The organism is Streptomyces sp. NRRL S-455 (assembly GCF_000717875.1).
Taxonomy (GTDB): Bacteria; Actinomycetota; Actinomycetes; order Streptomycetales; family Streptomycetaceae; genus Streptomyces.
This window is the reverse complement of the sequence record NZ_JOCT01000004.1, coordinates 445,562-460,016: the sequence shown is the minus strand read 5'-3', so window position 1 is coordinate 460,016 and position 14,455 is coordinate 445,562. Positions and strand designations below refer to the sequence as shown.

Sequence of the window (14,455 nt, the reverse complement as noted above, 5' to 3'; positions counted from 1 at the left end):
GTGTCCCGCGTGTCCTCGCCGAAGTGCCGTACCGCCGCTGTGCGTGCTGGGCGAAGCGGCGGTACGGCGACCTCGTCGCGGCTCCCCTTGCGCTTGGTTCCGCCGCGGCCTGAGCACCGAACAAGCGTGCGGCGCTCAGGCCGCGAAAGCTCGGAACGGTGCGCGGCGAACGTGTCCCACCGTGTGATTTCCCCCTCGCTCCACGCCGCGAAACTGCCGGTGGCGGGATGCTGGAGATAACGTTCGTTCACTTGCCCGGACGGTTCGGAGCGGGGTGTCCGTGCGGTGCGGCGTGTACGGCGCGCGTGATGTGTGCGGTACTTGTCGGGACGGATGGATGTAGTCGCTTCATGGAGGCAGTGATGGGTGTGGCAGCCGGTCCGATCCGCGTGGTGGTGGCCAAGCCGGGGCTCGACGGTCACGATCGCGGGGCCAAGGTGATCGCGCGGGCCCTGCGCGACGCCGGTATGGAGGTCATCTACACCGGACTCCACCAGACTCCGGAGCAGATCGTGGACACCGCGATCCAGGAGGACGCCGACGCGATCGGGCTCTCCATCCTCTCCGGCGCGCACAACACGCTCTTCGCGGCGGTGATCGACCTGCTGAAGGAACGGGACGCGGAGGACATCCTGGTGTTCGGCGGCGGAATCATCCCCGAGGCGGACATTCCGCTGCTGAAGGAGAAGGGCGTCGCGGAGATCTTCACGCCCGGTGCGACAACGGCGTCGATCGTGGACTGGGTCCGCGCGAACGTACGCCAGCCGGCTGGGGCGTAGGCGCCGTCGCGACCACAGGTCGGCGGTGGGCGGTGCGGCAGGGCCGTGGCCGGCAAGGGCGGCGGGCCCGGGGCCGACCGGGCCCACCGCGCGTGTGCGGCCGGCGCCCCCGCTGTGGCCGGCCGGGGTTGGTGGCGTACCGGATTCCCTGCCGCTCGTCGCCACCGGAGGGCGACCGGCGGGTGGCCGGCACCTCGTCTCGCCGGTCAGGCCGCCGCGGACGCCGTTGGAGGCGCCGGAAGGAGCTACGGCGCTCGCAGCTCCTCGGTCATCGCAGCGCGCAGGCGCAGCGTCGTGGACAGACGCAGGAAGGACTCCGCCCAGTAGCCGCCGGCGCCGGGTGACGCGTTCTCCGGTTCGTCCGGTACGGCCAGCAGCGCGTCGAGACGGCCGGCTTCGGAGGGGTCCAGGCAGCGCTCGGCCAGGCCCATGACTCCGCTGAAACTCCATGGATAACTCCCCGCGTCCCGAGCGATGTTGAGCGCGTCCACCACAGCCCGGCCGAGTGGCGCCGCCCACGGCACCGCGCACACCCCGAGCAGTTGGAAGGCCTCGGACAAGCCGTGCGTCGCGATGAAACCGGCGACCCACCCGGCCCGCTCATCGGCGTCCAGCGTGCCGAGCAGCTTGGCGCGTTCGGCCAGGGACACCGCGCCCGGACCGCCCGCCTCCGGTGCCGACGGCTCTCCCAGCAGTGCGCGCGACCACTCGGCGTCCTGCTGACGCACCGCGGCCCGGCACCACGCCGCGTGCAGTTCGCCCTGCCAGTCGTCCGCCACCGGCAGCGCCACGATCTCCCGGGGCGTCCGCCCACCCAGCCGTCGCGACCAGGTCCCGAGCGGTGCCGCCTCCACCAACTGGCCGAACCACCACGACCGCTCGCCCCGGCCCGCGGGCGCCTTCGCCACGACACCGTCGCGCTCCATGCCCGGATCGCACTCGTGCGGCGCCTCGACGACGATGGCCGGCGTGCTCTGGGTACGGTCGACCGCCACGCACGCCTCGGCCCTGACCGCCATCCGCGCGGCGAGCGCCGAACCGGGCAGCGCCGACAGGAGCTCCGCAGCCGTCGCCCGGACGTTGCGGCTGCGGTCGGCCAGGGCTTGTTCCAGGAACGGCTCGTCGCCGGGTCCCAGACCCGAGCGCAGGGAGTCGAGGAACATCAGCCGGTCCTCGGCCCGCTCCGTCGCCCATGTCGTCTCCAGCAGATCCCGCGCGGCGGACGGTTCGCGGGAGCGCAGGGCGGTCAGGAGGGCGACCCGTTCGGCGAACAGGCCCTCCTGCCACAACCGCCGGATCCTGTCCGCGTCCTCGAGGCGCGGCAGGGCCGCTCCACCGCCCGGCGCCGAGCGCAGGGCGAACCGCCAGTCCTGGTTCAGCCGCGCCAGCCACAGGGCCCGTGGACCCGCGAACTCCAGCACCGCCGGGCGCAGGTCCGTACGTCCCCGGGCCGCGTCCAGCAGCGCGGGCAGGACCTGCGGGGGCGGCGCGAAACCACGGGCGTTCGCCGTCGCGAGCCACTGCGGCAGCAGCTCCATCAGGTCGGGCGCGGCGCCCCGGCGTCCGCCGCCGGACGCGCCGGGGCGGTCGGCCAGCAGCATCGCCAGTCTGCGGGCGGCCGCCTCGGGCAGCGGCGGCCGCGGATCCTCCGGAGCCGGTTGCGGACGCTCCGCGGCCCGTGCCGGGCGCAGACCGGCGCGTCGTCGTACGGTCTCCACGGCCGCCGCGTCCAGCAGCGCGACCGGCGCCTCCGGCCCTGGCCCGGCGCCCGGAGTGGGGCGCCGGTCCGTGCCCAGCAGTGCCGTGGTGACCAGCCCCTCCCAGGCGCCCGCGGCGGGCGCGTCCACAGGAGCGGAAGTCCTGTTCATGCGGGTCCTTTCCACGGGACACCCGGGGGTGGTTGAAGACTCACCCTGATCGGTTGTCCCGTGTTGCCTGAAAAATGCGTGGATTCGTGAGAAGGACGAGTTGGGGCGGAGGCGCGGGACCGCCGCCTGCTCAGCACAACGCCACCGCCTCGCCCGGGCCGTCGGGCCAGGCCGTCAGCGGGGTGAAGCCCTGGTGGCCGCATTCGCCGAAGACCCTGACCGGGGCGCCGCCCGACAGGGCGACGAGCCGCCACAGACCGGGCCGGGAACGCGCGGCGGGGGTGAGCGGAAGCGCCGTGTCCTCGTCGGCGTCCGCAAGCTGCCACGAGTCGCCGTCGGGGATGGGGACGACCCGGTCCAGCGTCACCGGGACGGACTCCAGCCATGGATCGTCGCGCAGGGCGTCGCCGTAACGAGCCGCCGCCCGGGACGTCGTCACCCCCGGCGGACGTGTCTCCGCCGGCGCGGGCGGGGCGAACTGTTCGCCCAGGGCCACCCGCGGCTGCCCCGCGCCCGGATAGGAGGACACCTCCGCATCCAGGGTCAGCCCCACCGGCAGCGCCAGCTCCGGGGCCCGGCCGGCCGCGCCGTAGGAGAGGAGCAGCACCGTGCGTCGGGAGTCGGCGCCGTAGAGCCAGATCCGGCGGGTCGTCAGGCGAGCGTCCGTCGTGTCGTACTGGGCGAGCACCTGCCAGCGGTCCCGCACCGGCGGGCCGTCCGCGGAGGCCGGCAGGCCGATCCGGGAACGGACCGTGGCGGCGAGCCCGTCCGGCAGCCGCTCGCGGCGCAACCAGCCCTGGCCGAGCAGATGCAGCAACGCGCACTCCTCCAGCAGCCGCACCGGCCAGCCCGGCCCCGTGGACGGGATGGCCCCCAGCTCCCGGACCCGGCCGGCGAAGCCCTGTGCCTGGGCGTCGACCATGCGAGCGGCCGTCTCCTCCCAGAGGCCGTAGCCGGACTGCTCCGCGGTCGCCAGACCGCCGCGCAACAGATCGGCCAGACGCTGCTCGAGCTCCACCGCACCCGCCGTGACCCGCTCGGCCCGGCGCTCCGCCCGGCGCCGCGCCGCCTCCGGATCAGCGGACCCGGACGGCGCACCCGGGCTGCCCCCGGCCCTCTTCTCCCCGGCGCGCTCCCGCCGGCCCGTTATCCACTGCGCGGCCCACTCCGGTGCCTCCCCCTTCGGCACCGCTCCCTCGCCGCCCGCCCAGAGCAACAGCAGCCCGAGAGCGTGCTTGCACGGGAACTTGCGGCTGGGACAACTGCACTTGTACGCGGGCCCGGAGGCGTCCGCGATGTCGACGACCGTCTGATACGGCTTGCTTCCGCTGCCCTTGCACAGCCCCCACACCGTCCCCTCGTCGGAACTCCCCGCCTCGGACCACGGCCCCGCCGCGCCGAGTTTGCTTCCGGCTTTGCGTGATGCGGCGTCAGGCGCCAGTGCCAGCACCTGGTCCGCGGTCCAGCGCACCCCCTGCTGAGTCATGCCACCGAAGGTAGATCCCACCACTGACAATCGGGTCCGCGAGCGGTCTCGGCGGGGCGTTTGCGCAGGTCGGAACGGATTGTCAGTGGCGTGGTGCAACGTGGACGCCAGATCCGAACCGGCCGAGCTGGAGGGGGACCTTGCCATGACTGTGTCCGTTGAGCCGACCACCGCCCAAGCGGGGGAGACGGAGTCGGACCAGGCGTTGCGACCGCACGCCGAGGACGCCTTCGCCCACGAACTCGCCGCGCTGGCCGCGCAGGACGACCGTCCGCGCCCGGCCCGCTGGAGGCTGTCGCCGTGGGCCGTCGCGACGTACCTGCTCGGTGGCGCACTGCCGGACGGCACGGTGATCACACCGAAGTACGTCGGCCCGCGCCGTATCGTCGAGGTCGCCGTCACCACGCTCGCCACCGACCGCGCTCTGCTCCTGCTCGGCGTCCCCGGCACGGCGAAGACCTGGGTGTCCGAGCACCTGGCCGCAGCGGTCAGCGGCGACTCCACGCTGCTGGTGCAGGGCACCGCCGGCACACCCGAGGAGGCCATCCGCTACGGCTGGAACTACGCGCAGCTGCTCGCCCACGGCCCGAGCCGTGACGCCCTCGTGCCCAGCCCGGTCATGCGGGCCATGGCCGAGGGCATGACGGCCCGCGTCGAGGAGCTGACCCGCATCCCGGCCGACGTGCAGGACACGCTCATCACGATCCTGTCCGAGAAGACGCTGCCGATACCGGAGCTGGGTCAGGAGGTCCAGGCGGTGCGCGGCTTCAACCTGATCGCCACGGCCAACGACCGGGACCGCGGCGTCAACGACCTCTCCAGCGCCCTGCGCCGCCGATTCAACACGGTCGTGCTGCCGCTGCCCGAGAGCCCGGAGGCCGAGGTCGACATCGTCTCGCGCCGTGTCGACCAGATCGGCCGCTCCCTCGACCTGCCGGCCGCGCCCGACGGTCTCGACGAGATCCGCCGAGTCGTCACGGTCTTCCGCGAGTTGCGCGACGGGATCACGGCCGACGGGCGCACGAAGCTGAAGTCGCCCAGCGGCACGCTGTCCACGGCCGAGGCGATCTCCGTCGTCACCAACGGACTCGCCCTGGCGGCCCACTTCGGCGACGGCGTGCTGCGGCCGGGCGACGTCGCCGCGGGCATCCTCGGCGCGGTGGTCCGCGAACCGGCGGCGGACCGCGTCATCTGGCAGGAGTACCTGGAGACGGTCGTCCGTGAGCGGGACGGCTGGAAGGACTTCTACCGGGCCTGCCGGGAGGTGAGCGTGTGAGCGATACGGGGCCGGGGGCTCTGGGCGGCGGGACGGTGGCCGCTCACGGTCTCTGCTGGGACGTCGAGGCTGAGAGGGGGATGAAGTGACGGGCGTGACAAGCGTTGTGGGCCGGGGGGCCGGGGCAGGGCCGTTGTTGCTCGGGGTGCGGCATCACGGGCCGGGCTCCGCGCGAGCCGTGCGGGCGGCGCTGGAGGAAGCCCGGCCGCGGGTCGTGCTGATCGAGGGGCCGCCGGAGGCCGATGCCCTGATCCCGCTCGCCGCCGACGAGGAGATGCGGCCACCGGTGGCGCTGCTCGCCCACGCCGTGGACGAACCCGGACGCTCGGCTTTCTGGCCGTTGGCCGAGTTCTCCCCCGAGTGGGTCGCCATCCGCTGGGCCCAGGACCACGGTGTCCCGGCCCGCTTCATCGACCTGCCGGCCACGCACACGCTGGCCTGGGGGAGCCGGGAGGGCGAGGCGGGCGTGGCGGACGAACGCCCCCTGGACACCGGGACCGCCGGGGATTCCCCGCCCGTGCCGGACCCCGGCCCGGATTCCGGTCCGGGCCCCGATTCCGCCGACGTGCGGATCGACCCGCTCGGTGTGCTCGCCGAGGCCGCCGGTTACGACGACCCGGAGCGTTGGTGGGAGGACGTCGTGGAGCATCGCGGCGCGGGGAAGGGGGACGCGCTCGCGCCGTTCACCGTGCTCGAGGAGGCCATGGGGGCGCTGCGGGAGACCTACGGCAGCGGGGGACACGACCGTGACCTGGTGCGGGAGGCGTACATGCGGCTCCAGGTACGGACCGCGCAGCGGGAGTTCGAGGACGGCGTGGCCGTCGTGTGCGGGGCCTGGCACGTGCCCGCGCTGCGGCGGAAGACGACCGTCGCCGCGGACAAGGCGCTGCTGAAGGGGCTGGCCAAGGTCAAGACGGACATGACCTGGGTCCCGTGGACCCACCGCCGGCTGTCGAGGTTCAGCGGATACGGCGCGGGCATCGAGTCGCCGGGCTGGTACGGGCACTTGTTCAGCGCCCCGGACCGGCCGGTCGAGCGGTGGATGACCAAGGTGGCGGGGCTGTTGCGCGCCGAGGACCGGATCGTCTCCTCCGCGCACGTCATCGAGGCCGTGCGGCTGGCCGAGACGCTCGCCGCGATGCGTGGCCGTCCGCTGCCCGGCCTGAGCGAGACGACCGACGCCGTGCGGGCGGTGATGTGCGACGGCTCGGACGTGCCGCTGGCCCTGGTTCAGGACCGGCTGGTCGTGGGCGACGTGCTGGGGGAGGTGCCGTCGGCGGCGCCGGCGGTTCCGCTGCAGCGGGACCTCGCCCGTCTGCAGCGCCGGCTGCGGCTGAAACCGGAGGCGCTCGAGCGGGAGCTGGAGCTCGACCTGCGTAAGGAGAACGACGCCGCCCGCAGCAGACTGCTGCACCGGCTGCGGCTGCTCGGGATCGCCTGGGGTGAACCGGCCGCCTCACGGGGCAGTACCGGCACGTTCCGGGAGACGTGGCGGCTGCGCTGGGAGCCCGAGCTGTCGGTGCGGGTCGCCGAGGCCGGGGTGTGGGGGACGACCGTACGGACCGCCGCGACCGCCAAGGCCGAGGCGGACGCGGTCGCCGCGCAGCGACTCGACGACGTCACCGCGCTCGCCGAGCGCTGCCTGCTGGCCGAACTGCCCGACGCTCTGCCCACGGTGATGCGGATCCTCGCCGACCGTGCGGCCCTCGACGCGGACATCGGTCACCTCGCCCAGGCGCTGCCGGCCCTGGTCCGCTCCCTGCGCTACGGCGATGTGCGCGGTACGGACACCGGGGCTCTGGCAGAGGTCGCCGCCGGTCTGGCCGAACGGGTCTTCGTCGGCCTCCCGCCCGCATGCGCCGCGCTCGACGCGGACGCGGCGGAGGAGATGCGGGGTCATGTGGACGCCGTGCACGGTGCCGTGGGACTGCTGGGGGACGCCCCCGCGACCGGCCAGGGCCACTTGAGGGGCCGGTGGCGGTCGGTGCTGCGGGTGCTGGGCGCGCGGGACACCGTGCCCGGGGTGATCCGGGGGCGTGCGGTGCGGCTCCTGCTCGACGACGGGGAGCTGGCGCAGGAGGAGGCGGCGCGGCTCATGGGGCTCGTCCTCTCCCCGGGCACGCCGCCCGCGGACGCCGCCGCGTGGATCGAGGGCTTCGTCGGAGGAGGCTCCGGGGGCGGGATGCTCCTGGTGCACGACGAGCGGCTGCTCCGGCTGGTCGACGCGTGGCTGACCGGCGTACCGGCTGAGGCGTTCACGGACGTGCTGCCCCTGCTGCGGCGGACGTTCTCGGCGTACGAGCCCGGCGTGCGCCGCACCCTCGGCGAACTGGTCCGGCGCGGGCCGGGACCGGCGGGCGGGGCGACAGCGGCCGGTTCCGGCATACCCGGCTTCGCGGCCGAGCTCGACCCGGTGCGCGCGGACGCCGTGCTGCCGGTCGTCCGGCTGCTGCTCGGGCTGGACGAAGTGGACCAAGGAAGCGGCGACAACAACCTGGTGGGGGTGACGGGGTGACGACCGAGGGACAGAGGAAACCGGCGGCCGGAGCGGAAGCGGGGAGCACCGTCAGGAACGGACCGCGGGCCGCAGGCCGGCCGAGGACGACCGTGCCGGTGATCCCGCTGTGGGAACGACCGAGCAGGGGAGGACACCGATGACGGCCGAGACGGCCGAGACGGCGGAGACGGACCCGGCACGGGAGCGGTTGCGGCGGTGGCGGCTGGTGCTCGGGGGCGACACGGCGGACGGCACCGGGTGCGCGCTGTCCGGGCAGGACGCGGCCATGGACGGGGCCCTCACGGCGCTCTACGGAAAAGGGGAGAAGCCGCGGACGGGCCGGGAGCGTTCGGCGGGGCTCGGGGCCTCGGCCCCGTCCGTGGCGCGCTGGCTCGGGGACATCCGGAGGTACTTCCCGTCCTCCGTCGTGCAGGTCATGCAGCGCGACGCCATCGACCGGCTCGGTCTCGCCACGCTGCTGCTGGAGCCGGAGATGCTGGAGGCGGTGGAGGCCGACGTGCACCTCGTCGGCACCCTGCTGTCGCTCAACAAGGCCATGCCCGAAACGACGAAGGAGACGGCACGGGCCGTGGTGCGCAAGGTCGTCGAGGACCTCGAGAAGCGGCTCGCCACCCGCACCCGGGCCACCCTCACCGGCGCGCTGGACCGCAGCGCCCGTATCAACCGGCCCCGCCACCACGACATCGACTGGAACCGCACCATCGCGGCCAACCTCAAGCACTACCTGCCCGAATACCGAACGATCGTGCCGGAGCGGCTCATCGGATACGGGCGGGCGTCCCAGTCCACGAAGAAGGAGGTCATCCTCTGTATCGACCAGTCGGGATCCATGGCGGCATCGGTCGTGTACGCCTCGGTGTTCGGAGCGGTACTCGCCTCGATGCGGACGATCTCCACGCGACTCGTCGTCTTCGACACGGCGGTCGTCGACCTCACCGACCAGCTCGACGACCCCGTCGACGTCCTCTTCGGAACGCAGTTGGGCGGTGGCACGGACATCAACCGGGCACTCGCCTACTGCCAGTCGCAGATCACCCGGCCGGCGGAGACGGTGGTCGTGCTGATCAGCGACCTCTATGAAGGGGGCATACGGAACGAGATGCTCAAGCGGGTCTCGGCGATGAAGACCTCGGGGGTGCAGTTCGTGACGCTGCTGGCGCTCTCGGACGAAGGGGCGCCGGCGTACGACAGGGAGCACGCTGCCGCGCTGGCCGCGCTGGGGGCACCCGCCTTCGCCTGTACGCCCGACCTCTTCCCGGAGGTGATGGCGGCGGCGATCGAGAAGCGTCCGCTGCCGATACCTGATGCCGCGTGACGTGACGTGACGTGACGTGGCGTTGCGAGGTAACGGATGTGACGGTCCATCGGTTGGCAAGGGCTTGCACAACCTCCGCACTCCCGTGGAGGATCGGCGCCTGATCGCCGACTCGTTGCTCGTGACGTGTGGAGTGTTCCGCAGTTGTTCCGTCGCACGGGAGGAATCTCCCGCTCTTGATGTGGTCAGCAGCCCTGTCCGGTGCCGCCGTGCGCATGCTGCGCACGGCGGCCGGGCGGCGTGCGCTCCAAGGAGCGCTGCTGATGGGCGGGGTGCTCGTCATCGGGCTGCTGTGCGGAGGGCGGGCCTTCGCGGCGGATGACGTGCGGGGGCTCACGGACAGCAGGGTGGCGCGGACCGTCGGCGATGAGCGGCCCCTGGTCCGGCCCGACGCGCGCATCCCTGCCATCCGGACTGAACCGGCAGATCCTCCTTCCGCGTCCGTGGGCAACCGCGGTCACATTGCGGGAGCCATGGGGAAACGGCTTATGCGGGTGGCCGGTGATGCCCACGGTGCCCATGATGGCCACGGTGAGGCCGGTGAGGCCGTGAGCAAGTGGCTGGAGGGTGCGCGGGCGAACGAGCCGTCGCCGGCTTCGCCGCCGCTGCCCAAGCAGCCCACGCATCCAGCCTCTCCCGGATCGCTGACGGGACTGCCGGAGCCGGCAGTCCCGTCAGGATCGCCGGCGTTGCCGAAGCCGCCGGTGCTGGCCGAGTCGCCGGCGTTGCCCAAGCTCCCGGTTCCGTCCACCCTGCCGACGTCGCCCAAGCTCCCGGTTCTCCCCGAACTCCCCCCGCTGTCCGGCGTTCTGCCCCCGCTCACCGAGGTCGTCGGCGGCCGGTCGGGAACGCCCGCGCTTCCCGGTCTGCCCAGCCGCCCCGCCCTCCCGGACCATCCGCTCCCCGCCCCGGTCACGGACGAGCCCGCGGCCCCGGGCGAGGTGACGACACCGTCGGCCGACGCGTCTGCCACGGCTGTCCGGACCGAGCGCACTGCCGCCGCGACGGCCGCGGTGGCACACGGCGGCGACGAGTACCGTCGTCCCGCCCGCGCCGACCACGTACTCCCCTCGAGCCGCCCGGACGGCGACAGACGTGCACAGCACGCCGCCCGATCCGCCGCCCGCGCCGGATCCATCCCGGGCGCCCCCGCGCACCCCGGTCGCCCCGACGGCACGCTCGGCCACCGCGCCACGGCCGACAACGGCACCCCACGCCACGGCGACGCGCACGCGGTCACTGGGAGCCTTCGGATGCCGCTGAGGCTCGTGCCCGACGCCGCGGCCCGTTCCCACGCGGCCGGAGCCCGGGAACGTCACCGGGACATCCCCCTCCTCCCCGGCTAGTCCAGGCGGCGCCGCGCCCGGCAACGGCAGAACCACTGGTTCACCAGCGCAGGGCGCCCTCACCCCCACCGACTCCGCGAGGCATCGGCCCCGGGCGGTCGAAAGCCGTCGGTCGTCCGAGGTTCGGAAGCCCCGTGGACGGGTCGGTTGGTCCCCATTGGGGTGGGGACCCACCGACTCACACCCCGGAGAGCCAGACGCTGAACAGGGCCACCGCGCCCCTCCGCGGGTGTCAGGCGGGCCTCACCGGGTCAACCCCAGCCCGGTGAGGCCCCTCACCCCAGGCACGCCGTGCCGGAGAGCGCGGCATCATGTGACAGGTATCACCGCTCAGGTGTGACCCTCGATTTAGAGCGGCTCCGCAAGCGGGGATAACCTGCGAGACGGACATGCCGCGCGCTCGGACACCGTGTGCGCCTCCCTTGTGACACATGCGGACGTCACGTTGCCCTTCGCGGCACGCCCACGCATCCAACGAACCGCGATCACTGATAGGGACGGAAGCGCGTGGACCTGTTCGAGTACCAGGCGAGGGACCTCTTCGCCAAGCACGATGTACCGGTGCTGGCCGGTGAAGTCATCGACACGCCTGAGGCGGCCCGCGCAGCCACCGAGCGCCTCGGTGGCAAGTCCGTCGTCAAGGCCCAGGTGAAGGTCGGCGGCCGTGGCAAGGCCGGTGGCGTGAAGCTCGCCGCCACCCCGGACGAGGCAGTCGCCCGGGCGACGGACATCCTCGGCATGGACATCAAGGGCCACACGGTCCACAAGGTGATGATCGCCGAGACGGCTCCGGAGATCCTGGAGGAGTACTACGTCTCCTTCCTGCTGGACCGCGCCAACCGCACCTTCCTCTCCATCGCCTCCGTCGAGGGCGGCATGGAGATCGAGGAGGTGGCCGCCACCCGCCCGGAGGCCGTCGCCAAGATCGCCATCGACGCCATCGACGGTGTCGACAAGGCCAAGGCCGAGGAGATCGTCGCCGCCGCCAAGTTCCCGGCCGAGGTCGCGGACAAGGTCGCCGACGTCCTGGTGAAGCTGTGGGAGGTCTTCGTCAAGGAGGACGCCCTCCTGGTCGAGGTGAACCCGCTGGCCAAGGTCGCCTCCGGTGACGTCATCGCCCTCGACGGCAAGGTGTCGCTCGACGAGAACGCCGAGTTCCGCCACCCGGACTTCGAGGAGCTCCACGACAAGGCCGCCGCCAACCCGCTCGAGGCGGCCGCCAAGGCCAAGGGCCTGAACTACGTGAAGCTCGAGGGCGAGGTCGGCATCATCGGCAACGGCGCGGGTCTCGTGATGAGCACCCTGGACGTCGTCGCGTACGCCGGTGAGGCCCACAAGGGCGTCAAGCCCGCCAACTTCCTCGACATCGGCGGCGGCGCCTCCGCCGAGGTCATGGCGAACGGCCTGGAGATCATCCTCGGCGACCCGGACGTCAAGTCCGTCTTCGTCAACGTCTTCGGCGGCATCACCGCCTGCGACGCCGTCGCCAACGGCATCGTGCAGGCCCTGGAGCTCCTCGAGAGCAAGGGCGAGGAGGTCACCAAGCCGCTGGTCGTCCGTCTCGACGGCAACAACGCCGAGCTCGGCCGCCAGATCCTGGACGACCGCAACCACCCGCTCGTGCAGCGCGTGGACACCATGGACGGCGCGGCCGACAAGGCCGCCGAGCTGGCTGCTGCCGCGAAGTAAGGGACGAGGTCACAGAACACCATGGCTATCTTCCTCACCAAGGAATCCAAGGTCATCGTCCAGGGCATGACCGGCTCCGAGGGCCAGAAGCACACCAAGCGCATGCTGGCTTCCGGCACCAACATCGTCGGTGGCGTGAACCCCCGCAAGGCGGGCACCAGCGTCGACTTCGACGGCACCGAGGTACCCGTCTTCGGCTCCGTCAAGGAGGCCATCGAGAAGACCGGCGCCGACGTCTCGGTCATCTTCGTCCCGGAGAAGTTCACCAAGGACGCGGTCGTCGAGGCCATCGACGCCGAGATCCCGCTGGCGGTCGTCATCACCGAGGGCATCGCGGTGCACGACACGGCGTCCTTCTGGGCCTACGCCGGCAAGAAGGGCAACAAGACCCGCATCATCGGCCCGAACTGCCCCGGCCTGATCACCCCCGGCCAGTCGAACGCCGGCATCATCCCGGCCGACATCACCAAGCCGGGCCGTATCGGCCTGGTCTCGAAGTCCGGCACGCTGACGTACCAGATGATGTACGAGCTGCGTGACATCGGCTTCTCGACCTGCGTCGGCATCGGCGGTGACCCGATCATCGGCACCACCCACATCGACGCCCTGAAGGCCTTCCAGGACGACCCCGACACCGACCTGATCGTCATGATCGGCGAGATCGGCGGCGACGCCGAGGAGCGGGCCGCGGCCTTCATCAAGGAGAACGTGACCAAGCCGGTCGTCGGCTACGTCGCGGGCTTCACCGCCCCCGAGGGCAAGACCATGGGCCACGCCGGCGCCATCGTCTCCGGCTCCTCCGGCACCGCCCAGGCCAAGAAGGAGGCCCTCGAGGCCGCCGGCGTCAAGGTCGGCAAGACGCCGACCGAGACGGCCAAGCTGGCGCGCGCCGTTCTCGGCAGCTGAGCACGGCGTCGCCGGCTCGGCGACTCCTGGCTGACAGTGGGCCCGCCCCCGGCGAGGGGGCGGGCCCACCGCCGTTTCGTGACGTCCGACGTCGTCAGCGAGGCTGCGGCAGCAAGCGGTCCGGCCCGCGCTGCTGCTCCTTGCGCAGCTTCTTCCGCAGCCTCAGCTCCGACTCCGACAGTGGTCCGGGCGCGACCCGCGGGGGCACGCCCCGGACGGTCTCGCCCTCGGGCACCGGGGGCTCGTAGCGGGTCGGGGCGGAGCGCATGGTGAGCGCCGTCGTCCCGATCAGAACGACCGTGAACGCGATGGCGGCCCGGGTCCACAAGCGGGCCCGGCGTTCCCCGCCGCGCCGCACGACCAGCGGGTTGGCGGCCCGTAGCCGTGTGGCGGAGGCCAGTTCGACCAGCCTCCAGTGGAGCACCTCCGGGTCCGCCAGCTCCGGCAGCCGCTCGGCGACCGCCTCACGGGCGTGCATCAGCCGGTTGGCGGCCGCGCGGGTGCTCGCCTCCGTCTCCGCCGCGGTCTCCGGCAGCCCGAGACCGACTCCGTCGTACAGCAGCAGGGTGCGGCGGTACGAGGGCGGGAGCGTCAGCAGGGCGTCCATCAGCGCACGGTCGGACGCGTCGGAGGGCGGCGGTTCGGGGTGCCGGTAGCGGGGGCGGAGCCGGTGCCACGGAGAGAGGGCGCAGTCGTACGCCACCGCGCGCACCCACCCCGCCGGGTCGGGGTCGCAAGCCACCTCGGGCCACCGCTGCCAGGCGGTGTGGAAGGCCCGTTCGACCGACTCCCGGGCCAGCTCACGACGGCCCGTCAGCAGGTAGGTCTGGCGGACGAGGGCGGGGGCGCAGAAGGAGTACAACGCGTCGAAGGCCTGATCAGGCGTCAGGGCACCGGTGATGTGGTCCCGTTCGGCGAGCGCGGTGCGGCCGGCTCCGCGCCTGGTGCGCCATCGTGCCACTTCGTCGGAGGCGGCGCCCCACTCCTGGTGGGGCGTCATCTCTGCGGGACTTTCTGCGGGCCTCGACAGAGAGTCCAGCAGCTTCGCGTACTTCTCCGCTCTCCGGCCGCGTGGGGTGGAGCGGCCGGTCTCCCACCCGCGCACCGTCTCGCTGCTGACGCCCACCCGGGAAGCCAGCTGAGCCCGCGTCAGCGAGGCGGCCTCGCGCAGGCGTCGGCGTTCCTCGGGCGGGGGAAGCGGTACGGCGGGGCTCTGCGTCACAGGGCGCCCCTCGGTACGGAAAAGTACATAAACGTATATTGAGCGACACA

10 protein-coding genes are annotated in these 14,455 nt (G+C 72.8%); 7 read left to right on the top strand and 3 right to left on the bottom strand.

Annotated elements, in window-relative coordinates; genetic code table 11:
• Nucleotides 1–362: 362 nt before the first annotated feature.
• Nucleotides 363–779 carry a cobalamin B12-binding domain-containing protein gene (locus IE97_RS0107730; protein ID WP_030233524.1) on the top strand — a complete coding sequence of 139 codons (417 nt, stop codon included), beginning with the start codon at nt 363–365 and terminating at the stop codon, nt 777–779.
• A 245-nt stretch (nt 780–1,024) separates the two neighbouring features.
• Here IE97_RS0107730 and IE97_RS0107725 read toward each other — a convergent pair whose 3' ends face one another.
• Both IE97_RS0107725 and IE97_RS0107720 read right to left on the bottom strand, forming a co-directional pair.
• Entirely contained in the window at nt 1,025–2,647 is a 1,623-nt protein-coding gene (locus tag IE97_RS0107725) for a DUF5691 domain-containing protein (RefSeq protein WP_030233520.1), read from the bottom strand.
• 130 nt (nt 2,648–2,777) lie between these two features.
• Entirely contained in the window at nt 2,778–4,133 is a 1,356-nt protein-coding gene (locus tag IE97_RS0107720) for an SWIM zinc finger family protein (RefSeq protein WP_030233517.1), read from the bottom strand.
• A gap of 145 nt (nt 4,134–4,278) precedes the next feature.
• On the opposite strand from IE97_RS0107720, the gene IE97_RS0107715 reads away from it, so the two are divergent.
• The 6 genes from IE97_RS0107715 (at nt 4,279) to sucD (ending at nt 13,183) form a co-directional block, all read left to right on the top strand.
• Nucleotides 4,279–5,409 carry an ATP-binding protein gene (locus IE97_RS0107715; RefSeq protein ID WP_030233512.1) on the top strand — a complete coding sequence of 377 codons (1,131 nt, stop codon included), beginning with the start codon at nt 4,279–4,281 and terminating at the stop codon, nt 5,407–5,409.
• 94 nt (nt 5,410–5,503) lie between these two features.
• Nucleotides 5,504–7,924, top strand: a complete 2,421-nt coding sequence (locus IE97_RS0107710; protein WP_037834785.1) for a DUF5682 family protein — start codon at nt 5,504–5,506, stop codon at nt 7,922–7,924.
• A 139-nt stretch (nt 7,925–8,063) separates the two neighbouring features.
• Entirely contained in the window at nt 8,064–9,242 is a 1,179-nt protein-coding gene (locus IE97_RS0107705; RefSeq protein ID WP_030233505.1) for a VWA domain-containing protein, read from the top strand.
• 176 nt (nt 9,243–9,418) lie between these two features.
• Nucleotides 9,419–10,588, top strand: coding sequence for a hypothetical protein (locus IE97_RS0107700; RefSeq protein WP_158708254.1), 1,170 nt, complete (start codon nt 9,419–9,421; stop codon nt 10,586–10,588).
• A gap of 507 nt (nt 10,589–11,095) precedes the next feature.
• Nucleotides 11,096–12,277, top strand: a complete 1,182-nt coding sequence (sucC, locus tag IE97_RS0107695; protein WP_030233496.1) for an ADP-forming succinate--CoA ligase subunit beta — start codon at nt 11,096–11,098, stop codon at nt 12,275–12,277.
• A 21-nt stretch (nt 12,278–12,298) separates the two neighbouring features.
• A complete protein-coding gene (gene sucD / locus IE97_RS0107690) occupies nt 12,299–13,183 on the top strand; it encodes a succinate--CoA ligase subunit alpha (RefSeq protein ID WP_030233492.1) in 885 nt (294 codons plus the stop codon).
• 94 nt (nt 13,184–13,277) lie between these two features.
• Here the strand turns inward: sucD and IE97_RS0107685 are convergent, their stop codons facing one another.
• Nucleotides 13,278–14,405 (bottom strand): helix-turn-helix domain-containing protein, encoded by a 1,128-nt coding sequence (locus IE97_RS0107685; protein WP_030233489.1) that lies wholly within the window; start codon nt 14,403–14,405, stop codon nt 13,278–13,280.
• Nucleotides 14,406–14,455: the final 50 nt, after the last annotated feature.

Coding starts and splice junctions, on each gene's coding strand:
- IE97_RS0107730 (WP_030233524.1), top strand. CDS start 363: ATGGGTGTGGCAGCCGGTCCGATCCGCGTGGTGGTGGCCAAGCCGGGG.
- IE97_RS0107725 (WP_030233520.1), bottom strand. CDS start 2,647: ATGAACAGGACTTCCGCTCCTGTGGACGCGCCCGCCGCGGGCGCCTGG.
- IE97_RS0107720 (WP_030233517.1), bottom strand. CDS start 4,133: ATGACTCAGCAGGGGGTGCGCTGGACCGCGGACCAGGTGCTGGCACTG.
- IE97_RS0107715 (WP_030233512.1), top strand. CDS start 4,279: ATGACTGTGTCCGTTGAGCCGACCACCGCCCAAGCGGGGGAGACGGAG.
- IE97_RS0107705 (WP_030233505.1), top strand. CDS start 8,064: ATGACGGCCGAGACGGCCGAGACGGCGGAGACGGACCCGGCACGGGAG.
- sucD (WP_030233492.1), top strand. CDS start 12,299: ATGGCTATCTTCCTCACCAAGGAATCCAAGGTCATCGTCCAGGGCATG.